The sequence below is a fragment of the Rhizobium skierniewicense genome, from assembly GCF_014196515.1.
In the GTDB taxonomy this organism is placed as follows: Bacteria; Pseudomonadota; Alphaproteobacteria; order Rhizobiales; family Rhizobiaceae; genus Agrobacterium; species Agrobacterium skierniewicense.
This window is the reverse complement of the sequence record NZ_JACIDV010000009.1, coordinates 1-24,570: the sequence shown is the minus strand read 5'-3', so window position 1 is coordinate 24,570 and position 24,570 is coordinate 1. Positions and strand designations below refer to the sequence as shown.

Annotated in this window: 24 protein-coding genes, 1 tRNA gene and 1 pseudogene; 12 read left to right on the top strand and 14 right to left on the bottom strand. The window is 56.8% G+C overall.

The genetic code is table 11. The features are described from left to right. Positions 1–162: 162 nt before the first annotated feature. Entirely contained in the window at positions 163–1,074 is a 912-nt protein-coding gene (locus GGQ73_RS15020; RefSeq protein WP_183897008.1) for a diacylglycerol/lipid kinase family protein, read from the top strand. A 104-nt stretch (positions 1,075–1,178) separates the two neighbouring features. Continuing rightward, positions 1,179–2,549 carry an aspartate aminotransferase family protein gene (locus tag GGQ73_RS15015; RefSeq protein ID WP_183897007.1) on the top strand — a complete coding sequence of 457 codons (1,371 nt, stop codon included), beginning with the start codon at positions 1,179–1,181 and terminating at the stop codon, positions 2,547–2,549. A 110-nt stretch (positions 2,550–2,659) separates the two neighbouring features. Here GGQ73_RS15015 and GGQ73_RS15010 read toward each other — a convergent pair whose 3' ends face one another. Both GGQ73_RS15010 and GGQ73_RS15005 read right to left on the bottom strand, forming a co-directional pair. Next, positions 2,660–4,156, bottom strand: coding sequence for an ArnT family glycosyltransferase (locus GGQ73_RS15010; RefSeq protein WP_183897006.1), 1,497 nt, complete (start codon positions 4,154–4,156; stop codon positions 2,660–2,662). Between the two features lie 6 nt (positions 4,157–4,162). After that, positions 4,163–5,167 (bottom strand): glycosyltransferase family 2 protein, encoded by a 1,005-nt coding sequence (locus tag GGQ73_RS15005; protein WP_183897005.1) that lies wholly within the window; start codon positions 5,165–5,167, stop codon positions 4,163–4,165. 196 nt (positions 5,168–5,363) lie between these two features. Here GGQ73_RS15005 and GGQ73_RS15000 point away from each other — a divergent pair, with 196 nt between their 5' ends. After that, complete coding sequence (locus tag GGQ73_RS15000; RefSeq protein WP_183897165.1) at positions 5,364–6,266, top strand: lysylphosphatidylglycerol synthase transmembrane domain-containing protein; 903 nt, start codon at positions 5,364–5,366, stop codon at positions 6,264–6,266. A gap of 15 nt (positions 6,267–6,281) precedes the next feature. On the opposite strand, the gene amn is transcribed toward GGQ73_RS15000, so the two are convergent. Next, a complete protein-coding gene (gene amn, locus GGQ73_RS14995) occupies positions 6,282–7,787 on the bottom strand; it encodes an AMP nucleosidase (RefSeq protein ID WP_183897004.1) in 1,506 nt (501 codons plus the stop codon). Positions 7,788–7,881: 94 nt separating this feature from the next. Beyond that, entirely contained in the window at positions 7,882–8,052 is a 171-nt protein-coding gene (locus GGQ73_RS14990; protein WP_174152508.1) for a hypothetical protein, read from the bottom strand. Between the two features lie 439 nt (positions 8,053–8,491). Here GGQ73_RS14990 and GGQ73_RS23355 point away from each other — a divergent pair. Next, positions 8,492–8,800, top strand: a pseudogene (locus GGQ73_RS23355) (hypothetical protein); the annotation flags it as partial. A gap of 231 nt (positions 8,801–9,031) precedes the next feature. Then, complete coding sequence (locus GGQ73_RS22980; RefSeq protein ID WP_234910983.1) at positions 9,032–9,931, top strand: DKNYY domain-containing protein; 900 nt, start codon at positions 9,032–9,034, stop codon at positions 9,929–9,931. Between the two features lie 90 nt (positions 9,932–10,021). On the opposite strand, the gene GGQ73_RS14980 is transcribed toward GGQ73_RS22980, so the two are convergent. Continuing rightward, the gene (locus GGQ73_RS14980; RefSeq protein ID WP_183897002.1) at positions 10,022–10,507 is read right to left on the bottom strand and encodes an NUDIX domain-containing protein; all 486 of its coding nucleotides are present in this window, start codon (positions 10,505–10,507) and stop codon (positions 10,022–10,024) included. A 248-nt stretch (positions 10,508–10,755) separates the two neighbouring features. Between GGQ73_RS14980 and GGQ73_RS14975 the strand changes: the two genes are divergently transcribed. Then, positions 10,756–10,989, top strand: coding sequence for a hypothetical protein (locus GGQ73_RS14975; RefSeq protein WP_174152511.1), 234 nt, complete (start codon positions 10,756–10,758; stop codon positions 10,987–10,989). A gap of 117 nt (positions 10,990–11,106) precedes the next feature. Here GGQ73_RS14975 and GGQ73_RS14970 read toward each other — a convergent pair whose 3' ends face one another. Beyond that, a complete protein-coding gene (locus GGQ73_RS14970) occupies positions 11,107–12,222 on the bottom strand; it encodes an esterase (protein ID WP_234910982.1) in 1,116 nt (371 codons plus the stop codon). Between the two features lie 287 nt (positions 12,223–12,509). Here GGQ73_RS14970 and GGQ73_RS14965 point away from each other — a divergent pair, with 287 nt between their 5' ends. Continuing rightward, a complete protein-coding gene (locus tag GGQ73_RS14965) occupies positions 12,510–12,722 on the top strand; it encodes a hypothetical protein (protein WP_183897164.1) in 213 nt (70 codons plus the stop codon). Between the two features lie 77 nt (positions 12,723–12,799). On the opposite strand, the gene GGQ73_RS14960 is transcribed toward GGQ73_RS14965, so the two are convergent. The 3 genes from GGQ73_RS14960 to GGQ73_RS14950 form a co-directional block, all read right to left on the bottom strand. Next, positions 12,800–14,710 carry a PhoX family protein gene (locus GGQ73_RS14960; protein ID WP_183897000.1) on the bottom strand — a complete coding sequence of 637 codons (1,911 nt, stop codon included), beginning with the start codon at positions 14,708–14,710 and terminating at the stop codon, positions 12,800–12,802. Positions 14,711–14,830: 120 nt separating this feature from the next. After that, positions 14,831–15,127: a hypothetical protein gene (locus GGQ73_RS14955; protein ID WP_234910981.1), complete on the bottom strand. Its 297-nt coding sequence runs from the start codon at positions 15,125–15,127 to the stop codon at positions 14,831–14,833. Positions 15,128–15,214: 87 nt separating this feature from the next. Beyond that, a complete protein-coding gene (locus GGQ73_RS14950) occupies positions 15,215–15,553 on the bottom strand; it encodes a DUF2147 domain-containing protein (protein ID WP_183896999.1) in 339 nt (112 codons plus the stop codon). 505 nt (positions 15,554–16,058) lie between these two features. Between GGQ73_RS14950 and GGQ73_RS14945 the strand changes: the two genes are divergently transcribed. Next, the gene (locus GGQ73_RS14945; protein ID WP_174152515.1) at positions 16,059–16,325 is read left to right on the top strand and encodes an SEL1-like repeat protein; all 267 of its coding nucleotides are present in this window, start codon (positions 16,059–16,061) and stop codon (positions 16,323–16,325) included. Between the two features lie 293 nt (positions 16,326–16,618). On the opposite strand, the gene GGQ73_RS14940 is transcribed toward GGQ73_RS14945, so the two are convergent. Together GGQ73_RS14940 and GGQ73_RS14935 are read right to left on the bottom strand one after the other, a co-directional pair. Then, positions 16,619–17,731: a pyridoxal phosphate-dependent aminotransferase gene (locus tag GGQ73_RS14940; RefSeq protein ID WP_183896998.1), complete on the bottom strand. Its 1,113-nt coding sequence runs from the start codon at positions 17,729–17,731 to the stop codon at positions 16,619–16,621. A gap of 123 nt (positions 17,732–17,854) precedes the next feature. After that, a complete protein-coding gene (locus tag GGQ73_RS14935) occupies positions 17,855–18,208 on the bottom strand; it encodes a hypothetical protein (RefSeq protein ID WP_174152518.1) in 354 nt (117 codons plus the stop codon). A gap of 281 nt (positions 18,209–18,489) precedes the next feature. On the opposite strand from GGQ73_RS14935, the gene GGQ73_RS14930 reads away from it, so the two are divergent. Further along, positions 18,490–19,707 (top strand): NAD(P)/FAD-dependent oxidoreductase, encoded by a 1,218-nt coding sequence (locus GGQ73_RS14930; protein WP_183896997.1) that lies wholly within the window; start codon positions 18,490–18,492, stop codon positions 19,705–19,707. A 10-nt stretch (positions 19,708–19,717) separates the two neighbouring features. Further along, a complete protein-coding gene (locus GGQ73_RS14925) occupies positions 19,718–20,512 on the top strand; it encodes an aldolase/citrate lyase family protein (protein ID WP_183896996.1) in 795 nt (264 codons plus the stop codon). 8 nt (positions 20,513–20,520) lie between these two features. On the opposite strand, the gene GGQ73_RS14920 is transcribed toward GGQ73_RS14925, so the two are convergent. From GGQ73_RS14920 to GGQ73_RS14910, 3 genes are all read right to left on the bottom strand, one after another. Continuing rightward, complete coding sequence (locus GGQ73_RS14920) at positions 20,521–20,697, bottom strand: hypothetical protein (RefSeq protein WP_183896995.1); 177 nt, start codon at positions 20,695–20,697, stop codon at positions 20,521–20,523. Between the two features lie 71 nt (positions 20,698–20,768). Beyond that, positions 20,769–21,119, bottom strand: coding sequence for a hypothetical protein (locus GGQ73_RS14915; protein ID WP_183896994.1), 351 nt, complete (start codon positions 21,117–21,119; stop codon positions 20,769–20,771). Positions 21,120–21,218: 99 nt separating this feature from the next. Then, positions 21,219–21,309, bottom strand: a tRNA-Ser gene (locus GGQ73_RS14910). A gap of 590 nt (positions 21,310–21,899) precedes the next feature. On the opposite strand from GGQ73_RS14910, the gene GGQ73_RS14905 reads away from it, so the two are divergent. Together GGQ73_RS14905 and GGQ73_RS14900 are read left to right on the top strand one after the other, a co-directional pair. Continuing rightward, on the top strand, positions 21,900–23,024 hold the full coding sequence (locus tag GGQ73_RS14905) for a porin (RefSeq protein WP_183896993.1): 1,125 nt from the start codon (positions 21,900–21,902) through the stop codon (positions 23,022–23,024). Between the two features lie 283 nt (positions 23,025–23,307). After that, positions 23,308–24,432 carry a porin gene (locus GGQ73_RS14900; protein WP_183896992.1) on the top strand — a complete coding sequence of 375 codons (1,125 nt, stop codon included), beginning with the start codon at positions 23,308–23,310 and terminating at the stop codon, positions 24,430–24,432. Positions 24,433–24,570: the final 138 nt, after the last annotated feature.

Genomic DNA, 24,570 nt, shown 5'->3' with positions numbered 1-24,570 from the left:
ATGGTCACCAAAATGACCTTATCTCATTCGTAACATGAAGTTGTGCGTTGCGGTAGCCTCTGATTCGGTAAAATTTACCTCTCACGCAGAGGTGTACGGAACGGAACCCGCGCTATACCATTTAGGTCGCGCGCTTGAGCGTAACGGGGGCTGGGTAAGCATATGAGACTGGTGGCGATTTTCAACCGTGACGGCGGCACCTTCAAGACCACCGATATGGACGCCTACTGCGCGCATGCGCAAAAGGTTTTCAACGATGCTGGCCACGATATCGAATGCCGCCTCGTTTCCGGCAAGGATATCGTCTCCGAAATGGAACGCACCGCCGATGACAAGGGCCTCGACGGGCTGATTGCAGGCGGTGGCGATGGAACGATTTCTGCCGCCGCCGGTATCGCCTGGAAACACGGCATCGCGTTGGGTGTCGTCCCTGCCGGCACCATGAACCTGTTTGCCCGCTCGTTGAAGCTGCCGCTCGACATCTGGCAGGCGGTGGACACATTGGCTGAGGGCCATGTCCATAATGTCGATATTGCCAGTGCCAATGGCCGCCCCTTCGTCCACCAGTTCTCCGCCGGTCTGCATGCACGCATGGTGCGTGTCCGCGACAAGATGGAATATGCGTCAAGACTGGGCAAAATCCTCGCCAATATTCGCGCCGCGATCGGTGTCGTCCTCAATCCGCCGAAATTCGACATGGAGTTTACCGTGGCGGGCGTGACGCAGCATCGCCGCGCCTGTGCCATCTCCGCATCCAACAACGAGTTCGGGCAGAGCCCGTTGCTGGTCGCGGACGATATCACCCAGGGAAAGCTTGGCCTTTACATTGCAGACGCCTTGACCCCGTCCGGCGTCACGCGGCTCGCTTTCGATATCATGCGTGGCAAGCTGAAGGAAAACGCGGCTGTCACGGCTATGGCGGTAACCGAAGCGGAACTGCATTTCCCCAAACGCCACAAGAACGTGCGGTGCGTTATGGATGGGGAGTTGCTGTCGATGGAAAAAGATGTGCGGCTGAAAATCCATGCGGGCGAATTGAAGGTTATTGTTGCGAAGGATTTTGCAAGCACCTGATATCATTGCTCCAGGGCCCGTTTTGCAAGACGTGATCGTGGCCTTGCAAAACGCTGCCGCCCCGGCCATTCTGTTTCCATGACGTCAATGGAGTGCATGCCGCGATGAACGATAACCCCTTGAAGATATCGAACCTCGCCGCCATAGACGCCGCCCACCACCTCCATCCCTTTTCCGATATGGGTAAACTGAACGCCACGGGCACACGCATTATAGAGCGTGCCGAGGGCGTGTTCATCTATGACAGCACCGGCAAGAAATATCTCGATGCCTTTGCCGGTCTATGGTGCGTCAATATCGGGTATGGCAGGCGCGAAATGACCGATGCTGTCTCCCGGCAGATGAACGAACTGCCCTATTACAACGCCTTCTTCGGCACCACGACACCACCGGCCACGCTTCTGGCGCAGAAGATCGTGTCCCATGCCGGGCCGAATATGAACCATGTTTTCTTTACGAATTCCGGCTCCGAAGCGACCGACACGTGGTTTCGAATGGCGCGGGTCTATTGGAAGGCACTGGGTTATCCGACCAAAACCCATGTCATTGCGCGGCGCAACGGTTACCACGGTTCTACCGTCGCGGGCGCGTCGTTGGGCGGCATGACCTGGATGCATGAGCAGGGCAACCTGCCGATCGATGGCGTCTCGCATATCGGTCAGCCCTATTGGTATGTCGAGGGCGGCGATCTGACGCCTGCCGAATTCGGCCTTAAGGTTGCGCGCGAACTGGACGCGAAAATAGATGAACTGGGCGAAGACAACGTAGCCGCCTTCGTGGCCGAACCCATTCAGGGCGCAGGCGGTGTCATCGTCCCGCCGGAGACCTATTGGCCGGAGATCGCCCGCATCTGCAAGGCGCGCAATATTCTATTGGTGTCGGACGAGGTGATCTGCGGCTTCGGACGGCTGGGGTCGTGGTTCGGCTATCAGCATTTCGGCTACGAGCCGGATCTGGCGCCCGTCGCGAAGGGGTTGTCATCCGGTTATCTGCCGATCGGTGGCGTGCTGGTGTCCGACCGCGTGGCCGAGGTGATGTTGACCAAGGTGGGTGATTTCAACCACGGTTTCACCTATTCCGGTCACCCGGTCTGTGCGGCAGCTGCGCTGGAAAACCTGCGCATCATTGAAGACGAGGGACTGGTGGAGCGCGTCCGCGACGATATCGGTCCCTATTTCCAACAGGGCTGGCAAAGTCTGCTCGACCACGAAACGGTGGGCGAGGCGGTCAATGTCGGCCTGATCGGCGGACTGCAACTGACCGCCGACAAAGCAACGCGCAAGCGTTTCGACAAACCGGATGATGTCGGCACGCTGGTGCGCAATCATTGCCTCGAAAACGGGCTGGTCATGCGCGCCACCGGTGACCGGATGCTGGCGTCGCCAGCCTTCACCATCAGCCGCTCCGAAATCGATCAGATCATCGAGATCGTGCGCAAGGGACTGGACCATCTGGCGCATACCGCGAGGATATGAAAACCGTCATAGGACATGAGCGCCAGGTGCCGTCCAAAGAGGAGGCAGGGCAGTTCACGCAGGTTGTGCCGAAACTGCCGTCACCATGTCCACAATCTTCGTAACTGAGGTCAGTTCCGACCGATGACCGACCAGGCGTAATAGAATGCATGTTTCTTCATTTCGCCGCCGCCGGGATAGGCGGCGCTGACATCCCTGATATCGGTCGGAGCCGGCAGCGATGCGCGTGCGGCGAGAGCATCGAGGGCAGCGGCGGGATTATCCGGCAGCTTGCCGTCATCGGTCGTTCCAGCAAGCAGGACGGTCGCTCCCTGTGGCCAGCTCTGTGGTGCTCTTTCAATTGCCGGATCACCTGTCAGGATGGTTGCGTTGGGAAACTGAATCCTGAGATTGCCGCCGACCATAACGTTGGGTGCAATCACATAGCGTGGCTGCGCGAAGCCATCACGCATCACCGCTTTGGCAAAGGTGTCATAGGGAATGTGAACAATCGAGTAGCGCCCGAAATAGGGGGCCACAAGTCCGCGTGTGAGCAAAATCAGCAGAACACCGATCGTCAAAACGCTCGCTACGGTCAGCATGGCTGGCAGTTTCGGTTTGGCGTCAACGCCCGCGGCGCGTATTTTCAGGCTGAGATAAAGCGGCAGCAGGACGAGATAGACGATGAGCCATTTCTGCCGGATATTTGTGGCGCCGAGCACAAAGATGATGACCAGCAACAGGAAGAACACGATCAGCAGCATGCGTCCTATGATGCGTGTCCACTGATCGCTTGCCGAGGCAATGCGCTTGATGTCTCTGTAAAAAAGGAGGGCAAAAATGGCGACCGTCAGCGCCGCACCTTTTAATGCTGCCAGCACCAAACTCAGTGCGCCATCAAAGCCATGAAAGGAGATGTGCTCGCGCCCTTCCGTCATTTCGCCCATGGTTTGGCCGGTGACGAGGTCGGGATTGTGCAGCATCCATATGGCATGCGGAAGGACGATGAGGATCGATAGAATGACCGCGAGTCCCATGCGCCAGTCCATCAAGCGGACACGCAAATCTTTTTCCGGTATCAGCGCCAGCGCAGCGGCAAGCGGAACGAGGATGAAATTGTATTTTGACAGAGCACCAAGGCCAACGGCCGCACCCGCCAGAAGATAACCCGCCAAACTTGGCCGTTTCAGCGTCGAGAAAAATGCGTAGAGAAAAAGGCACACGATTAAAAGCGCCATCACCGTGTGGGACAGGTCGCGCTGAGACATGAGGAAGATCGGCGGCAGTGTCAGCATGCCAAGGGTTGCAAGGCCAGACAGCGCGCGATCTTGTGTCAGAAGCCGCGCCGTCAGCCAGAAGAACAGGCAGGAGAAAAACAGAGTTGCGTTTTTCAAAAGGCTCAGGGTCGCGATCGACATACCGAACAGCTCAGACAGACCATATTGAAGCCAATGATAGAGCGGGGGCTGCGATCCATATCCCCAAAGCAGAAACTGCGTCAGAGCCGCCTGTGTCTCGTCTATTTCCAATGCCGGCGAACGGATGATGCGCACAATGATGGCAAGCAGAAAATAGCCACCGATCCAGAATAAAATCAGATCGGGATTGCGCGATAGAGACTTGCGCATCTGAGATCACTCCGCCTGATAGACCTTACCAACGATGTAGTTCGGCGTCAGATCGTCCCGGTAATACAGTCGTGCGATCATTTCGGCCAGGATGCCGGTGGTGATCAACTGAACGGAAGATAACAACAGCACGACCCCGACCATCAGCATCGGCCGCGTGCCGATATCGTTGCCGAGAATGAACTTGTCGACGAAGAGATAGGTCATGATCACACCGGCCATTGCGCCAAGGCCCAGGCCCAGCGAACCGAAGAAATGGCCCGGTCGCGCCTTGTAGCGCATGAAGAACATCACCGAGAGCAGGTCGAGGATAACCCGGAATGTGCGGGAAATGCCGTATTTGGACGAACCGAATTGCCGTGCATGATGGGTGACAGGCATTTCGCCGATACGGGTGCTAGGCACGACGCCTGCCACCCATGCCGGAATGAAACGGTGCATTTCACCCATCAGCTTGACCTGCTTGATGATGGACGAACGGTAGATCTTAAGGCTGCAACCATAGTCATGCAGGCGCACGCCGGTGATCTTGCCGATCAGGCGATTGGCGATCCAGGAGGGGATCTTGCGCAGGACCAATCCATCCTGACGGTTTTGACGCCAGCCGACGAGAAGGTCGAGTTCCCGCCGTTCCAGCTCTGCGACCAGCATGGGGATGTCCTTGGGATCGTTTTGGAGATCGCCATCGAGCGTGGCGATCAAACGACCGCGCGCCGTATCGATACCGGCCTGCATGGCCGCCGTCTGGCCGAAATTGCGTTGCAGAGCGACGATCTTGAGGTTGAGGCCGCGCCGTTCGACAAATTCCCGTGCATTTGCAATCGTCGCATCGGTACTGCCATCGTCCACCAGAATGAGTTCCCACGGCAGCGCATAGCCCGCCATTGCCTCGATGATCCGTTCGATCAGAGGTCTGACGCTTTCCTGCTCGTTGAAGATCGGCACGACCAGCGAAAGCTCCAGTGCATCTGCCGCGGGAACGTCTGTGATAATGGCGGCAGGTGTTTGCACGGTAACGGTTCCGTCTGTGTCGTGATCTGGAATATGTGCTTTCTCTAACGACGTTTCGCGGCCTTTTCAACAAAGACCACAAACTTTCAAGGAAGCCCTTGTCTGCAAGCGCCAGTGGAGAGAATAGTGCGCACGATGCCGCAATGGAATGTGATTGGAAATTGAATTGAAGCCCGCCCGGTTTGCACGGCACTCTATGACCATCGTCACGGCTTTGGTGGTTGCCGCCTACGCAGCCTTCATCAGCTGGATGTGGGGGTGGGGGACGATTTTTGCGCTGTGGCAGGAAGCGGGGCTATGGGTCATCGGGATCGCCCTTGCACTTCTTCTGTCCACCTACGTTCTGCGGACCTGGCGCATCTACGATTATTTCCCTGGTGAAACGCAAGGCCAGTTCGCGCGCCTGTTTCGCGTGGTCCAGATCCATAATCTTCTCAACATCATGCTGCCATTCCGGTCCGGCGAGACCAGTTTCCCCTTGTTGATGCGGCAGGAATTTGATGTCCGGCTGGCGCGTGGAACATCTGCCCTTCTGATCATGCGGTTTTTTGATCTGCACGCGCTCATGGCAGCGGCAGGGGTTGGACTTGCGCTGGAGAGAGGCTCGCTGGCGGTCTGGCTTCTGTGGATCGTCTTTCTGGCTCTCCCCGTCATCGCTTTTTCCATCAGACAGCGGTTTTTTCGATATGCGCACCACCTTGCGCCGAAAAAGGCAAAAGGCATCATTCAGGAGATGGAGGCGGGCTTGCCTGCCGATGGTCGTGCTTTTGCCCGGGCGTGGGGTGCAACCATCATCAACTGGTTCGTTAAGATTGCGGTTCTGGCATGGGTTTTGACGCTCATGGGAAAACTGGACTTGGCTGCAGGTTTTGGCGGTGCGCTGGGCGGCGAGCTCTCCTCCGTTCTGCCCATCCATGCGCCGGGTGGCGTTGGGACTTACCCGGCAGGCATCACTGCCGGTGCACTCGGTTTCGGAGCTTCCACAGATCGGACGTCGCTCTCGTCCCTGGCACAGGCGGCTGTCAATGTGCACCTGATGGTGATGTTGTCTTCGCTCATGGGAACGGCGCTGGCGCTGTTTGTCCGGGGACGTCGGTAGCGCCAGCGATATCCGTTATTGAAAGGCGGTTTCGTAGAAGCTGCGAAGCTTGCGCGAATGCAACGTCTCGGTCTGCATGGCGGCGAGCTTCTGCACGGCGCGGATACCGATTTGCAAATGCTGTGAGACCTGCGTTTTGTAAAACTCGGTTGCCATGCCGGGCAGCTTCAATTCGCCATGCAGCGGCTTGTCGGAGACGCAGAGCAGGGTGCCGTAAGGCACGCGGAAACGGAAACCGTTGGCGGCGATGGTCGCCGATTCCATATCAAGCGCGATGGCACGCGACTGCGACAGCCGTTTGACCGGCCCGGCCTGGTCGCGAAGCTCCCAGTTGCGGTTGTCGATGGTGGCAACGGTGCCGGTGCGCATGATGCGCTTCAGCTCGAAGCCTTCATAGCCGGTGACTTCCGCAACCGCACCTTCCAGCGCCATCTGCACTTCGGCCAGAGCCGGGATCGGCACCCAGACGGGCAGATCGTCATCCAGAACGTGGTCTTCGCGCATATAGGCGTGGGCCAAAACATAGTCGCCCAGCCGCTGGCTGTTGCGAAGCCCCGCGCAGTGACCCACCATCAGCCAGGCATGCGGGCGCAGCACGGCGATGTGGTCTGTAATCGTCTTGGCGTTGGACGGGCCGACGCCGATATTGACCAGTGTGATGCCCGCATGGCCTTTTTTCTTCAGGTGGTAAGCGGGCATCTGCGGCATGCGGCCAAGCGTCATGTCGGTGATCGGACGATCGGAACCGGCCTGGGTGACGATGTTGCCCGGCTCGACGAACTCCGTATAGCCTTCGCCTCCCTCTGCCATCAGCTTGCGGGCCCAGGCCGCGAATTCATCGATATAGAACTGATAGTTGGTGAACAACACGAAGTTCTGGAAGTGGTTTGCGCTGGTGGCCGTATAGTGGCTGAGGCGCGCCAGCGAATAATCGATGCGCTGGGCGGTGAACGGTGCCAATGGCGCGGGCTCGCCCGGAACCTGATCATATTCACCATTGGCAATCAGGTCATCGGTGTTGTTGAGATCGGGCGTGTCGAACAGATCGCGCAAGGGCACATCGGTCAGCGAAGATGCCGCAGAGGCCTCCACGAAAGCACCTTCGCCAAAAGCGAAATGCAGCGGAATGGGCGTGGCCGACTCGGACACCGTGACGTGAACGCTGTGGTTCTTGATGAGTAGCCCGAGCTGCTCTTTGAGATAATGCCGGAAAAGCTGCGGACGGGTGATCGTCGTCGTATAGACGCCCGGCGATGTGACGTGACCGTAGGACAGGCGCGAATCGACATGGCCGAAGCTCGACGTCTCTATGCTGACCTGCGGGTAACAGGCGCGGTAACGACCCTCGATCGGCGCGCCCTTCGCCAGATCGGTAAAGGACGTGATCAGAAAACTCGTGTTGCGCTCGTAAAGCGCCGTCAGAGCATCCACAGCCGCCACCGGATCGGTAAAAGTCTGCGGCGCGACCGGCTCGGGCATGATGAAGGAGAGGTGCGAAATGGTGTGCTTTGCTATTGTCATGGCCCATTATAGAGAGCCAATTTCGACAGGCAAGCGACAGAAATATGTGTGTTCGAAAAATATTCGACGAGGTCGTGTCCGGTCGGATGGGTGGCTACAGAGTGACGTGGCAATTGTTGGAAAAGCTTGTCTGGCAGGCAATCGACGCGCCGACATTCACACGCTGGAAACTGCGATTGGGGTTGACCACCAAAGCCGCGAAGGACATGGCAAAAATCGCCATCAGAAGAACGATGATGCTGAAGCGTCTAACCAGAACCGCCATGTCATTTCCCCTTTGCGTCACAGTCTTCTCTTATGCTGGACACGACTTTGCCACAGTGGGACTGAACCGACCCTGAGAGACGGGTTCATGTGCCGTTCAGAGTGGTTAACTGGTGGGGGGATGAGTTTGACTCGGTCAAGCGGGTTACAGGACCAGCGATGACGTCCGCAAAACATCCTGAACCATGGTTCGGTGCGTACGTCGCCAAAGGTTAAGCACAAGAGCAAGCCTTCCCGATTGTCCTCCATCTCACGGAATGAAAAAAAGTGCCGTGCCATGAGTACAGACATCCACCCCTCAAAGCTTGCATGCCGCAGCGTCGTCTTTGAGACATTGCGGCGTTGCCGACAAGCGGCGTTTTTATTATACATCCAGAGTTGCAAATGGCTGGTTTGGACCCAGGCTATTTCTATGTTCAACCCGCAAGCCGGAGAGTATCATGCCCACGACCTTCGCCGTTCACCAAGGGAAAGTCGTGCTCCTTGAGGAGGGTGGCGAGGCGGTGGAGGTAAAAGGTGGCATTTCGGCGCAGCGGTTCGAAGTGATCAGCCTGTTTTGCGACGGGCCGCTGTCGGCGGGTTATCTTGGCGATGAAAAGGGCGTCTGGTGGTATCATCAGCGCAACAGAAAGGCCAAGTTCGTGACACGAGACGTACGGAACTTTCGTGTTATGGATGATGATTACGGGCTGGATAATACGCATGTCTATCTGGAGGATCGTGTCATCCCCGGCGCTGACCCGGCAAGTTTCACTCTTTTGGGCAACAGCCCCTATTTTGCAAAAGACAGGCATCGGCTCTATGTCAAAACCGGTTCCCACTTCTTTCACTTCGATGGCCTTGATGCCGGCACTCTCGTTGCCAACGGTTCTTACGTTGGAGACAAGCATGATCTTTATCATCTGGGCAGTTCACTGACGCTGAGCAACGGTTCAAAGTGTCATGAGACCGTGCAGTATTCGCTTTGCGACGATCACCATATGCTGCTGCGTGACTGGTTTGCGAGAGAATATTCCGACACGATCGGCTGGTGGCATCCTTCATATTCATTCAAAGAAGATGGCGCCGAGCAGATCGCGGATGCTTGGTATCGCACCGAAAACGCTGTTTTCTTCAAAGAAACATTCACGCGCATGCCAGAACCCCGTGCGGTCTTCAATCTCGTGCGTGGCGCGGACCCCAACACGTTCGAACCGCTTGACGCTTTTCATGGTCGCGACGCGAAAAAAGTGTTCTGTCGCTGGCGATCAATCGCCGATGTGGATCGTCCTTCCTTCACCCCTCTCAAAGAGCGTTTCGGAAAAGATAAAGCGGCGGTTTATTTCAACGGGTATCGTGTCGAACACGCCGCCCCTGCAACCTTTGAGGTTCTTCAGTGGGTAACCCCAATCGCAAAAGACCACAAACGTGTTTACGCAGCCTCATACGCTCGTACGAGTTGGCCGTTCGGGTATCCGGATGATATTCTTGTTGCGCTGGATGATGCCGATGCCAAAACTTTCCGGACCTTTGGAGAGCGGGGTGTGTGGGCAACTGACTCCGCTCGCGTCTATCTGCGTGGCGAACATCAGAAAAAGATGGACGCCGGTAGCTTTCGGTTTTTGTGCGAAACCGCAACCAATTGCTGGGCGATGGACATTAACGGCCTATACCGATCCAACGGGACGCTGGTGGTTGCAGGTATCGATGGCGCGAGCTTCGTAAAGCTGAACGACGTGTGGGGCAGCGACGGCAAAGCCGTTTTCTGCTTCGTGAGTGGCACCCTACAAAAGGCGATCGATGCTCAAAGCTTCATGGTGACCGATGACCACGACGGTGCAAGAGACGCTGCTTACAATTATCGACTCCATAATGGCAGGGTCCGAAAAACCAAACTGTGAGCGATTTTCTGTAACCTCAGGCGTTCTAGAGATCATGTCGAATGGGCGTACACCCATCCGAACATAGGAGCCTTGCGATCCGCAAGCGCTTTAAATCATCTGGAAAATGCCGGTCTTCTCAAACCTTTGAAACGCCTCGACGCTACGACGCATATTGGGAAGCATAGGAGGCAGAACGTCCGGGTTGATCCAGTCCACCGCTTTGGACTCGTCATCAGCAACGACAGGCGTGCCATCATAATGCGTCGTGTAAAACATCATGGCAAAGAACTGGCAGATATCGCCGTTGGGAAAGGTGACCGTTTCGAACTCAGGATTGCTACCAAACCCGAAAGGCAGGAGGTTCCGGATGCGAATGCCCGTCTCTTCCCGTGTTTCTCTGATAGCGACGGATTGAAGATCTTCGCCTTCCTCGGCGTTTCCACCGGGAATTCCCCAGACATCGAAGTCCGTCCTGTGCTGCATGAGCAGGCAGCCGTCCTCGCGCTTGACGATAACGCGAGCGCCGGGAACAAGGAGGATGCCTGACCCTATTTTCTGACGTAGTTTCCCAAGATAGCTGTCTGAAAAGCTCATTGTCGCCTGCTCCGTTGCCGGTCCTTGGTCTTGTGAGCGCCGATGGCTCAATGGTGATCCTAATGACATTGGGATAGGATACAACGCTTCGTCATGAACGCAGGGAAACAATGGAACGGGGTCCCCTTTTCGAAAGCCGCCGCGTCGCCATCATTCATCATCACCTTCTGGCACGACAAACCTGATAAAAATTGGGACACGGCAAAAAATGTGGTAAGCGCCAGCCAGACAATGACAGGAGTAAAACAGTGAGCGAACTAACCGTAGCAGATGCGACAAGCCGAATTTATGAATCGCTCCAGGCAGACAATGCAGACATTGACGCACATATCGCCAATCTCAAGGCAGCCTTGGCAAAAGAAGGCTTGAAGGAAGCGCTGTTCGACCCTGCCAAGCTGGTGCAGAACAACCGCTCCGGCAGAAAACTCATGCAGGCCTACTTCCGCCAGCGTGGTGTGACGGTGAAATACGAGGGGGCGTGACGCCTGTCTGAGCGGCTGCCGATCACCCTCAATGGTCAAACATGAGGGGACGGCAAGCTCGCAAGTGAGCAGCGCCGCCCTATCGTTTCCAACAGGGCGGCAAATGTGGTTCTGGCTCTACTTCTTGAACACCTTTTGCAAAAAGGCCTCGAATGAAGGGCGCCAGACGTCCATCTCGTGGCCCAGGTCCTTGTATTCCACGTAGTCGTACTTGATCTTCTTTTCATCGAGGATCGTTTTGAGACCGGCGATGTCCTTGCCCGTCACGGCATCCTTGGTGCCGACGGTGACGGTAAAGTTGCGCAGTGCCTTGTTGACTTTTTGCGGCTCGTTGAACGCAGCCTCGACCGGCTTGTTCGGCACGGTCGTGGTGGAGACGCCGCTGAAATTGGCGATCCAGCCGAAGGTGCCCAGATGGGTGAAGCCGGAGACGAGGGCCTGGTAGCCGCCCTGCGACAGGCCGACGATGGCGCGGCTGTTGGCGTCGTCACGCACCCTGTAGTGCTTTTTCATATAGGGGATGAGGTCTTGCATCAGTTCGCGGTCGATGGCATCGGCGTTGATCGGGTAGAAATTCTTGCGGCGATCGGCACCGGGGAAGTTTTCAGCAATGGCTTCGGGAATGTCGGCTTCCGTGTCGGGAATGACCACGATCATCGGCTCGATTTTCTTTTCAGCCAGGAGATTATCGAGGATTTCAGGTGCGCGACCCTGCGTGACCCATGAGGCGACGGTATCGCCGAAGCCATGATAGAGATACATAACTGGGAGAGGCTTGGACGAGTCGCTATAGCCCGGCGGCGTGTAGACATAGGTCGCGCGCTGGGATTTCAATGCCTTGGACGGAATGGTGACCAAACGAAGCTCGCCATGCGGCACGTCGCGCACATCGAGAATGCTGCCGGGCACGAGAATGAGGCTGGTGTTCACCTGCCGCTGTGGCTTGGGATAATTGGTGCCGGTATCGATGCTGCGGAACCCGTCTATGTTGAAGTAGTATTCATAGAGGTTGGGTTTCAGCACATCGGTTTTCACGCTCCAGACACCGTTTTCAGCCCGCTGCATCTCCAGCGGCGCATTGGTGCCGAGAGCGACGGAGACTGCCTTGGCCGATGGCGCAAAGAGCCGGAAAGTGATCGACCCATTCTTCTCGACTGCGGTGACGAATTCATTCAGCGGGCGGTCAGCCGGTGGCGAAGCGGGCGGTTCTGCCGCGAAAGCGGGCGCGGTCATGATGCAGCTGGCCAAAAGGACACAAGGCAAAAGCAGACGCATATCAATATTTCCTCCATTATATTACCCCAGCGCGAAACTGACAGATGCCCCCAGTCTTTTCAATCGCGCGTTGGCGCGTTCAGTGTAAAGATCGGGCTGCTTGCTGAAATGGGATTTCCCGGTTAGGACCCGTTCCGACCCATGCAAGAACGCTTTCAGCGCAGATATTGCGAAAGCCCGGTGGCCTGGGTCGATATTCACATGACACGTAAGGACATACCGTGAAAATTATAAGAGTGCTGGCAATGGTGATCGTCTTCGCCGTCGTGATCTTCGGTTACCGTTGGTACAGCTACGTCACCAACACCGAGAGCCCGTACAACGAGGTTGGCATCGAGCTGAACAGCCGCATGCCGGGCCCGATCAACAAATGGGGTTGCGACAAGCTGCACCAGACATTCGGCAACATGCTGCCGCCTTACGGTTGCCAGGCTGCCGATGGGACGCAGTGGCGCTGAAATAGCCTCGCAGGACCTGAGGCAGAATCAAAAAAGGCGCCGCGTGAACGGCGCCTTTTGCATGAACGGCTTGCTGATCAGCCGATCATGGCGTTGTCATCGCGCTTGACGGCGATGAGAGCAGAGCGCGGCAGCTTGCCTTCGCCATCCGGGAAGGGCGCGTCAGGGTGCTGGATGCCGACGAAGTGGGTGCGCTTGTCGGCAGACCACGTCTGGCCGGTGACTTCCGACCCTTTCGGCGCGGTCAGGAACCGCTCGATACGACCGGTGACGGGGTCGCCCGCCAGCATCTGGTTGTTGCCCTGTCCGGCATACTGGCCGTCATTGCTGTCTTCACCATCCGTCTGGATCCAGAGCAGACCGGTCGAATCGAACATCATGCCATCGGGCGAGTTGAACATGTTGCCGGAATTGATGTTGGAGGAGCCCGCATAGGCATCCTTGTGAACATTGGGGTTGCCGGCCATGCAGAACAGGTCCCATTTGAACTTGCCATCGGCATGGTCGTCATTCTCAGGATACCAGCGCACGATCTGGCCGTATTCGTTCTTTTCGCGCGGGTTTGCGGCGTTGAGAACCATGGCATCGCCACCGCCATTGGCGCGCAGCTTGCCGTCTTTCGTCACACCGCGATTGGTGTTGTTGGTCAACGCGCAATAGGCTTCGATGGCAACGGGGTTGATCGCCACCCATTCCGGGCGGTCCATGGTGGTGGCACCCACCTTGGAAGCGGCCTGACGCGTGAAGACGCAGATTTCGTCCATCTTCATGCCGGTGGATTCCGGTGTCAGCGCCACCCACTCGCCATTGCCGTCATCGTTGAACTTGGCGACGTGAAGCGTGCCTTCGTCCAGAAGCTTCGATGTATCGCCGCCGGGCACATAGATGCCGTTGGAGATATACTTGTAGAGAAACTCTCCACGCTCATCGTCGCCCATATAGACCACAACACGGCCGTCGCGCGCGATGACAACGGCGGCATTTTCATGCTTGATGCGGCCAAGGGCGGTGCGCTTGATGGGTGTCGAGGATGCGTTCGACGGATCGATCTCCACGACGTAACCGGCACGGCGCGGCTCGTTGGGGTGCTTTGACACATCGAAACGCTCATCGAACAGCTCGTAGCCGTAACGGGTTTCGGCGGCGATGCCGTAGCGCTTGTAATCATCCGGCATCTTGAAGGCGGCGTCCGTGGAGCCGAAATAGCCGTTGAAGTTTTCTTCGCAGGTGAGATAGGTACCCCAGGGCGTGCGGCCCGCGCCGCAATTGTTGAAGGTGCCGAGACAGTCGATGCCGTTTGGATCGGTCTTCGTCTTGACGAGATCAGAACCGGCGGCAGGGCCGGACAGCGTCATCGGCGTGTTGTGATGAATGCGGCGGTTGAACGGGCTGTCGACGACAATTTCCCAGCCATCGTTTCTTTCCGCCACTTCCATGACGGTGACGCCCTGCATGTGCTGGAGGATTTTGACCTCATCCAGATTGGCGGGCATGCCCTTTTCGCGGTGGGGCAGATTGGTCTCGTTGTTCACATATTCATGGTTGACGGCAATCAGCTGATGGCTGCCAACCACGAAGAGCTCCATGCCGTCGGTGTTCTCGCCGAAAACCTTGTCCGAGTTCTCAAGGCTGACACCCTTGACCGGATCGATATCCGGCACGTTGGGAAATAGCGGCTGGCCCCATTTGGCAACCGGCTTCCAGCTATAGCCTTCTGGCACATGGATGGTGTTGTCGGTCGTGGCAGCCACGGGCTTGAACGGAAAGCGTGATGCGGCTTCCTGTGCCTGCGCAGATGTGGAGGAGGCCAGATTGCCGAGCGTACCCAGAGCGACAGCCGCAGAGCCGAACGCCAGAACGCCGCCGAGAAAACCGCGACGCGAAATCGCCGATTCCACCACGCGGTCGAAATCGGTCACAGCTGGAGGCGGGTTCTGCAGTTCATCCCACTCGTCCCAGCTCAGTTTGCTCGTGTCGATCTTTGTCATATTGCTCTCCAGCCAATCGTTGTTTCGAACAGTTCCAGAAAGGGCAACTAAAGAGCGTTCATTACAGCGGTATGACGGAAAAAGGACGTTGATGAATACCTTATATTGTATACGGATTGGTCATACTGAGATGCGTTGGAATGCTGCCCAGAGCATGAAGCCGAAAAATGCAATCATGATAACGATATAGAATGGGCGAAATAGCCAGAATCGCTCCCAGTTGGTCAGGTTCAGATTGTAAGCCGTAATTTTCTCATCGAGCTTCAGCCTGTCCAAGTTGCTGTCGATGGAAAAATCCCAGCCGTTCTTTTTGTAAAAATAATACTCTCTGACCTGCGTGGCCATCTGGTGCAGGATCAGCAGTGAGAGCGCAGCGTGCGCGGCTACTTTGATAAGGATTTCAAAAACGATCATCATTTTAGATAGACATACCGTCCGAGTTGAAATGTCGCGTGCTATCGAGCAATGTGGACGAAGCCTTCCCCCGTCCACACTGTCCACCTATTACAGACGCGTCCAGGTCTGGGATTTGCACAGCACCTTCAGCACGCAGCCCTTCATGGCAAGCGAACTGCCAGACACGGTGCCGGTGCCCGCATAGGTCTTGTCGTTTTCGGGGTCGGTGATCTCGCCGGAATAGCTGTTGCCTTTTCCACTCATCTTGCCGATCTGCTTTCCGGCATGTTTGCCGGTCTTCAACGTCACGCAATAGGCCGAGCCGCACTGGGTAATCGCCGCTGTCTCGCCACTGGCTGTTTTCCAGTTGCCCTCGATGGCCTCTCCGGCAAAGGCACCGCTGCCCATCAAAAAGGCGGCGGCGGCAAGTATCGTCATTCTCTTCATAGGGACCTCCCAATCCAGCTTCGACTGAACCCCGAAAACGATCCGAGGTCCGTGCTCGCAACTCCTGATGCGATAGCGAGATTTATAGTTGACGTGAACGTAAAAGGAAACAAGGCCCAATGGGAAATTCGTGGCTTTTTCGCCGACTTCCGGCTCGAAAAAAACCGTGTCGAAAAATCGCAAGTTTCGACGTGGTTACGAAAGGGTTGAATTCCATCCGTAAACTTTTCGTAAAATTGTCCGCAAAGCCCTTAATTTCCGGGCCTCGTGATATTTAACAAAAACCCAACTTTACCAATCGTTTGGACTTTGTTTGTCCCCCGTTAATCATGGATTTTAAGCGCCTGTTGAAGCCCGTTTGGCATAGTGGGGACATCGAAAGAGCAGGGCAAACCTGCCAAGGGAAAGAGCCAGAACAAGCCGCAGAAGACGGTAAGGCCTCAGTCCCCAGAGCTCCCACAGAGGGGCGACGACAGAGAGAAAAACGGGCAAACAGGATAGAAAAATGGCACGCTTTGAAGTTCGCGATATTGAAATGGCAGTTGCCGGTGGCCAAAGCCGCGCGGACGTCTTCTGCAACCTCGGCCTGATCTACGCAACAGGCCGTGGCTGCGCACCGGACCTCATCGCTGCCCACAAGTGGCTCAACATCGCCGCCATCAAGGGTTCGGAACGGGCAGCCTCGCTGCGCGCCGATCTGGCCCGCAACATGAACAAGGCTGACCTCGCAACGGCGCTGCGCGCCGCCCGCGATTGGATGACCACGCACTAACAATCGAGCACCGGACCAACCGGCGCCAACAAAAAGACAGAGCGGTCAAAAGACCGCCATTCTCCCCGGCTGGTTTCCTCCAGTCCTGGCCGGCCAGAAAAAGACGATATAACCCGCAAGGGCCTCAGCTTGATCCACGCTGAAACATCAAACCGTGACCGGCAGAAACAAGGCCGGCACGGTTTTTTATTTGGGTGATTATCATCTCAAGGCTTGGCGCGAGGGACAAGGCTCAGATATTTTGGAGCTGACGCTTCCCTATCCGAAGGCATCGCTGTCAGAGGACTGAGGGATCAACCCAACCCCTCCAGTACCTTCGGCAATGCCTGCGCAAACAGGTCCAGCTTGTCATCCGGCGCAGCGCTCACACGGATGCAGCGGCTGAGGGGTTCGACGCCGGGCATGCGGATGAAGACGCCGTGTTCCATCAGACCATCGACGACGGCTTTGGCATAAGCTGCATCCTTGTGGCAATCGATGGCGACGAAGTTGGTGGCGGAGGCGAGTGGAGAGAGGCCGTTCTGGCGGGCGATGGTCGAGACGCGCTCGCGCGCGTTGGCGATGCGTTTGACGACATCGCGCAGGTACGCCTGATCTTTCAGTGCCGCCAGTGCCGCCGCGACCGATATGCGGGGCATGCCGAAGTGGTTGCGGATCTTATCGAAGGCCTGCGCATTGCCGAGCGTTCCGATGGCATAGCCGACACGTGCGCCGGCCAGGCCATAGGCCTTGGAGAAGGTGCGCATGCGCAGCACATTGGGCATGCCGATCATGGCGCGAACGCTGGGCACGGCGCTTTCCGGGGCTGTTTCGCAATAGGCTTCGTCCAGCACCAGCAGACAGGTTTCCGGCAGCGCCTTGGCGAATGTGAGCACTTCGCTCGCATCCCACCAGCTTCCCATCGGGTTATCGGGGTTGGCGAAGTAGACGAGCGGCGCGTTTTCCTTTTTGACGAGATCGAGCAAGCCATCGAGGTTTTCGTGGTCGTCCAGATAGGGCGTCGCCACCAGCCGTCCACCATAACCGTTCACATGATAATTGAAGGTCGGGTAACCGCCAAAGGACGTGACGACCGGCGTTCCCGGTTCGACCACGAGTCGGACGATTTCGCCCAAAAGGCCGTCCACGCCATTGCCGATGGCGATGTTTCCGCGGGAAATGCCGTGATAAATGGCGAGCGCTTCCCGCAGCTCGAAATTTTCCGGGTCTGAATACATCCATGTTTCTGTTGCCGCCGTGCGCATGGCTTCAACGACCGACGGTGCCGGGCCGAAGCCGCTTTCATTGGCCCCGATGCGCGCTTTGACGGCAAGCTTGCGGTTGCGCTCTATCGCCTCCGGGCCAACGAAAGGCACGGCGGATGGAAGTGAAGCAGCGAGCGGGGTGAAGCGTGAAAATGCGGACATTTCAGGAAGTTCCGTTATCCGTTGCAAGAAACGGCTTCACCATAGAATCAAAATTGGCCCGCGCAAGGCGGGCCATGGGAAATGCTTTGGTTGTGAAAAGGTTTTTCTGAAGCCCGATCGGCCTCAGAGCGCCGTTTCGAAACTCAAGCGACGGACATGGTGGAGGAATTCGGCGTCGATCAACATGTTGAAGGCAACCGTTACCTGCTCCTCCTCGCGCCGGATGAGCGTGCAGCCGATTTCGTCCCTGATGCCGAGAACTTCGAGATAGAAATTTGTCGGCAGCTCCAGATGCGGGCTTACCTCGATGTCTGCGCCGTACAGCGAAATCTTGCGGATGAGGCAGCGCATCGTGTTTCGGCTGCTGAGATGGTGACCGATGAACGTGATCTTGCCGGGACGATCGACGGCGTATTTCTCGTACATCTCGTCCTGAGGGACGGCATCGTTTGCATTGATATTCACGTTAAGCGCCATGACAACCTCCCCGATTGTCTTTTGGGTTGAACACAATCTTACGCCTGCTTCCTTGCCAAACACTGAACAGAACAGATCGTTTTTTCTCGTTCTTGGCCTGTTTTGCCACAGTATCCCGGGTTGCGACAATAAACTCAGATCCAGAAACGTGTTTAGCGGCAGAAGGTTGCGCCGGGCTGGGCTGGCGGGGAAGGGCCGACGACCATCCGGCAATCCGGTTGACGTGCTGCGCTCCAGGCTTTAGGCCTTGAAGCCTATTCTTGGGACTGATGGAGCAGCATATGGCAGGCACACTCGTCATCGTCGGTGCGGGGCAGGCCGGATTTGCGCTTGCTGCGAAATTGCGGGCGCTTAGGGATGAGCGACCGATTGTCATCATCGGCTCCGAAGATGTCCCCCCGTACCAGAGACCACCGCTATCGAAGAAATACCTGATGGGCGAAATGAGTTTCGACCGTTTGCAATTCCGCCCGCTCGAGTGGTTTGCCGAAAACAATGTCGAGCTGCGTCTGTCCACATGGGTGGAAGAGATAGACCGTCAAGCCAAAACCGTGCGGATGCAGGATGGCAGCACGCTTGAGTACGACAAGCTGGCGCTGGCGACAGGCGCTGCCCCGCGGCTCTTGCCCGCCGGTGTCGGGGGAGATCTGGACGGCGTGTTGACGGTGCGCGACAAGCGGGATGCCGACAGGCTGATGAGTGACATGCAGCCCGGTCGCCGGTTGCTGGTCATCGGTGGCGGCTATATCGGGCTGGAGGCTGCTGCCGTTGCCCGAAAACTCGGTCTTGAGGTCACGCTGATCGAAATGGCTGACCGTATTCTCCAGCGCGTCGCCGCACCGGAAACAGCGGCGATCATCCGCGATATTCACGTGTCCCATGGCGTCTCTATCTGCGAAAAAACCGGCCTGACCCGGTTGATCGGCACCGACGGGCACGTCAGCGCTGCCGAGCTTTCGGATGGCTCGGTGCTGGATGTGGACTTCGTGATTGCGGGCATCGGTGTTACCCCCAACGACCGGCTGGCGCGCGAATCCGGCCTCCATGTCGGTAACGGCGTTCTGGTCGATCAATTCACCCGCACCTCCGACCCGGATATTCACGCCATGGGAGACTGCGCGTTGCTGCCTTTGAATGGTGCCGATGTGCGGCTCGAATCGGTCCAGAATGCCGTCGATCAGGCCGAGGCCGCAGCGACTGTGCTGGCGGGTGAGGAACAGCCCTATCAGCCAAAACCGTGGTTCTGGTCGGATCAGTATGATGTGAAGCTGCAAATCGCCGGTTTCAACCAGGGTTATGACGAGACGCTGGTGCGGCCCGGTCAGCGCGAGGGCAGCCATTCGGTCTGGTATTTCAAGCGGGGACGGTTCGTCGCCGTCGATGCGATCAACGACGCAAAGGCCTATGTCAGTGGCAAGAAATTGCTCGATATCGGCAAAGAGCCCAGCCGCGATGTTCTGACCGACCACACCGCCGACCTGAAATTGCTGCTCGCTTAGGGACTGCCCCATGCCTGTGCCGGAAAATCGTTTCAAGACAGCCATCCATCAGGGACGACAGCAGATCGGTCTGTGGCTCGATATGGGGGAGGCGATCACGGCCGAAATTGCCGGGACTGCCGGTTTCGACTGGCTGGTGATCGACGGCGAACATGGCCCCAATGATCTGCGCAGCATCATCGACCAGCTGCGCGCTCTTGCGACATCTTCGGCGGAGCCCGTGGTGCGCATTCCCACCGGTGAAAGCTGGATGATCAAGCAATTGCTGGATGCCGGTGCAAGAACACTTTTGGTGCCGATGGTCGATTCGGCAGCCCAGGCGAAAGCGCTTGTTTCAGCGATGCATTATCCGCCACGCGGCATCCGTGGAATGGGCGCTGTCGTCGCTCGCGCATCCGGTTTCAATACAATTGAAAACTACGCTGAAACCGCTGCGGAGGGATTGTGCCTTCTGGTGCAGGTGGAAACCCGCGCAGCCATTGCCGATCTCGACAACATTCTCGATGTCGAGGGTGTCGATGGCATCTTCATCGGTCCTGCCGATCTTGCCGCCGACATGGGTTATCTCGGACGAATAGACGAGCCTGAGGTGCAGGACACCATCGAATCAGCGATCAGGAAAATCGTCGGTGCGGGCAAAGCGGCGGGCATCCTGACATTCAACGAAGCATTCAATCAGCGCTATATCGAACTGGGCGCGTCTTTCGTGGCCGTGGGCGCGGATGTGACGGAGTTTTCGAGCGCGTTGAAATCGCTGGCGAACCGTTACAAGGGCGGCGCGTCCCACGAGCCTTCCAGCTATTAAATCGCTGGTCAGTCGTCGTTGCTGGCGTTCAGCTTTTCGGGCGGAATGCCTTTCTGCTTCGAAGTCATCAGACCCTCGTGAAGCAGGCGGTCTCTCAAGATGCGCTCGATAGCGGCGTCGCGTTGCAAACCATTGTCGCGGGAAAATTCTGTGAGTGCCAGCTCCAGATCTTCGGGAAAGCTCATGTTTCGGTCTCCGTAAACAAAAAAGGCAAGGAGCGGGACACTCCTTGCCTCAAATCTGATGGGCTGAAAGCTTAGCGCCAGCGATAGATGCTGCTGCTCTTCTGCTCCTGCGCCGCCGTGGCGACGAAATAGCCGAGAGCGAAGCCGAGCGCGCCGACGACTGTCAGGAGCGATGTTGCCGTACCTGGATTTTCCTTAACGGCCTCAACGACGTTCTGGCTCTGTGCCTTCACGGTCTGTGCAGCCGACTGTGCAACGCGCTGTACGCGACCGCGCGCTTCATCGGCAAACTCCGAGGCCTCTTCGGAAAGCACGCCTGCGCGGGCCGATACGGATTTGGAAAGCGAAGAAATCTGCGAGCGCAGCTCTGCAATCTGATTCTCGACTGTGTCTTCCACAACGTTCAATTTGGTCTGAGCCATTTGAGATCACCTCTTGCTGTTGGTCGAGGTGGTAACGCAGTATCCGCACGAATGTTCCGCGCAGATGAAATATCGATGATTTTTGAAATTGGGCGGGTATGGCGGAGAGGATGGGATTCGAACCCACGATACGCTTTTGACGTATACTCCCTTAGCAGGGGAGCGCCTTCGACCACTCGGCCACCTCTCCGGTGCCGCTTGATTATTGTGTAAAAAAATCGAATGCAAGGCCTTATTCTATAATGAGGCGAAAAAGACCGCTTTCCGCCCGGTGTTTCTGACGGCGAGATGGCGCACGGGTCGGAAGTCGTCGATTCCCGCGAGTCGTGCAGAGCCAATCCTGTCCGCTGATTCTCTTGTCGCACGATGCGTCGGTGGTCACGGATCGGGTCTCGCTGGTGCGGTGCGTTGTTGAGTGGAGACTGTATAAGCGAGGCGCAGCATCTCTATACAGTCTCCGCGCCGCAGTGAAGCCGCCGCTGGCCGTCATCATGGGGCGACTGTAAGTGGCGGATTCGAAAGGCGTTTTTTAACACTCTGTAAACTTTTACCCATCTGCACAGACCGTAATGTGTTTTTTCAGCAACATCTTAAAATGAAGCGGGTGGGGAAAAGCGTCATATCAGCGTTTGCCGATTGCAAGCGCGCCAACCTTCCGTATTTTCAGCAACGGAAGCGAGGCGGTGGATCGTCCGTTTTCGAGAACACGGGAATGGGGCAGGGAATGCTGTCCTTCAGCTTAAGAACCCAGACCCTTTTGAAACTTGACTGGAGGTCAACATGAACATTAAGAGCCTTTTGATCGGCTCCGCTGCCGCTCTCGCAGCAGTATCTGGCGCACAGGCTGCCGACGCTATCGTCGCAGCAGAGCCAGAGCCACTTGAATACGTTCGCGTTTGCGACGCTTTCGGCACAGGCTTCTTCTACATTCCTGGTACCGAAACTTGCCTGAAGTTCACGGGTTACGTTCGTTTCCAGACTGACTTCGGTCGCGACGAATCCGGCACGTCTGATTGGGACTCCTTCACACGCGCCCAGTTCGAAGTTGACACACGCACAGACACCGAACTCGGCGCACTGCGCGGCTTCATCGGTTTCCGTGGTAACGCTGACAACGGCGCATCCACTTCTTCTTCCGTATTCGTTGACCAGGCGTTCATCGAACTCGGCGGCCTGAAGGTTGGTAAGTTCTACAACTGGTGGGACGATGGTCTCTCTGGCGAATCTGACGAACTGTCCACAAACGCACTCTTCAACTCCATTCGTTACACATACGACGCAGGCTCTTTCTGGGCTGGCGTTTCGGTTGACGAACTGGAAGGCCTGAACTCGCAGCTCGCTCGCCAGATCGGCACAACGACTGTTAACGGCAACACGTTCGGCGTATTCTCCACAGAAGCTGACAACAACGTTGGTATCTCTGCTGGCGTCGGCGCGAAGCTCGGCGGCGCAACGCTCGCTCTTATCGGCGGCTATGACGTCGACCAGGAAGAAGGTGCTGTTCGTCTGATCGCGACTGCTGACATCGGTCCTGGCACACTCGGCCTGGCTGGTGTTTACGCATCCGGCGGCAACGCTTACTACTCTGAATCTGAGTGGGCCGTTGCAGCTGAATACGCAATCAAGGCAACCGACAAGCTGACAATCACTCCAGGCGGTCAGTACTACGGCAGCGTGTCTGACACGATTGCTCTCGGCACAGTTAGCCCGCTCGGCGTATTCACGCAGACCGGTACAGCTCGCCGTGGCGACGACTTCTCCAACCGCGACGCATGGACAGCTGGCGTAACTGTTGATTACAAAATCACAGACGGCCTGACCTCCAAGGTTGCAGTTAACTACAGCGACGAAGACGACCGTGACGACCAGGTTACTGGCTTCGTTCGCCTTCAGCGCAACTTCTAATCTGATCTAACGTCTGTTAGTGATGGGAAACCCGGCTTTCGAGCCGGGTTTTTTCGTTTTCGGATGTGGCGAAGAACAATCGAAATGCCTTTTCTCTGATGCGTCGCAAGATCGTTGGGTGAGGGAGCCTGTGACCAACGGGCAACATGCTGATATCTAGGATATGCATATCGGCTAAATTAACATTTCAGCGTTTGCGCGAATCCCCCGCTTCGTTCTAGTTGGACCCAGGCGCAGCATTCAGGAAGAACGCTGCCACATTGAATTTGAGACGGGAAAAACAATGAACATCAAGAGCCTTCTGATTGGTTCCGCCGCAGCACTTGCAGCAGTGTCAGGCGCACAGGCTGCCGACGCCATTATTGCAGCAGAGCCAGAGCCGCTTGAATACGTTCGCGTTTGCGACGCTTTCGGCACAGGCTTCTTCTACATTCCCGGCACTGAAACCTGCCTGAAGTTCGGTGGTTACATCCGTTTCCAGCGCGATTTCGGCCGTGACCGTTCGGGTACGTCTGATTGGGATTCGTTCACGCGCGCCCAGTTCGAAGTCGACACACGCACAGACACCGAACTTGGCGCACTGCGCGGCTTCATCGGTTTTCGTGGCAATGCTGATGCAGGGACTGCCGGTGCGGTTGCTGGCACAGGAAACACAGGTTCTAGCGTCTTTGTTGATCAGGCGTTCATCGAACTCGGCGGCCTCAAGGTCGGTAAGTTCTACAACTGGTGGGACGATGGTCTCTCTGGCGAAGCTGACGTTCTGTCGCAGAACGCACTCTTCAACTCCGTCCGTTACACATATGACGCAGGGTCCTTCTGGGCTGGCGTTTCGGCTGACGAGCTCGAAGGCACGAATGCCGGTATCGCTCGCGTTGAAGGCAATGCCTTGACGCAGGAAGCGGACAACAACGTCGGTATTTCTGCGGGTCTCGGCACAAAGCTGGGCGGCGCAACCTTTCAGCTGATCGGCGGCTATGACGTCGACCAGGAAGAGGGCGCTGTTCGCCTCATCGGCACTGCCGAAATCGGTCCTGGCACACTGGGTCTGGCGGGCGTCTGGGCATCCGGCGGCAACGCTTACTACAACCAGTCCGAATGGGCTGTTGCAGCCGAATATGCGATCAAGGCAACTGAGAAGCTGACGATCACGCCTGGCGGCCAGTACTTCGGCAGCGTGGCAGATTCGGCTATCGTTTCTGCGAATGGCGTCGGCGTCGGCACGGCAATCTCCGGTGGTTCCATTCGCCGCGGTGACGACTTTTCCAACCGCGACGCTTGGCAGGCTGGTGTGACCTTCGATTACCAGATCACGCAGGGCCTCTCCACAAAGATTGCCGTCAACTATTACGACGAAGACAATCGCGACGATCAGGTCAACGGTCTCGTTCGTCTTCAGCGCGCATTCTGATCTGATCCACGTCTGTTCTGGAACGAAAACCCGGCTTTTGAGCCGGGTCAGACTGCTGACAAACCCCTGGTCACATCGGGGGGGTTATGATTCATTGGGACATGTTGAAGAAACCTGCTCCCGAACAGACGGCTCTCG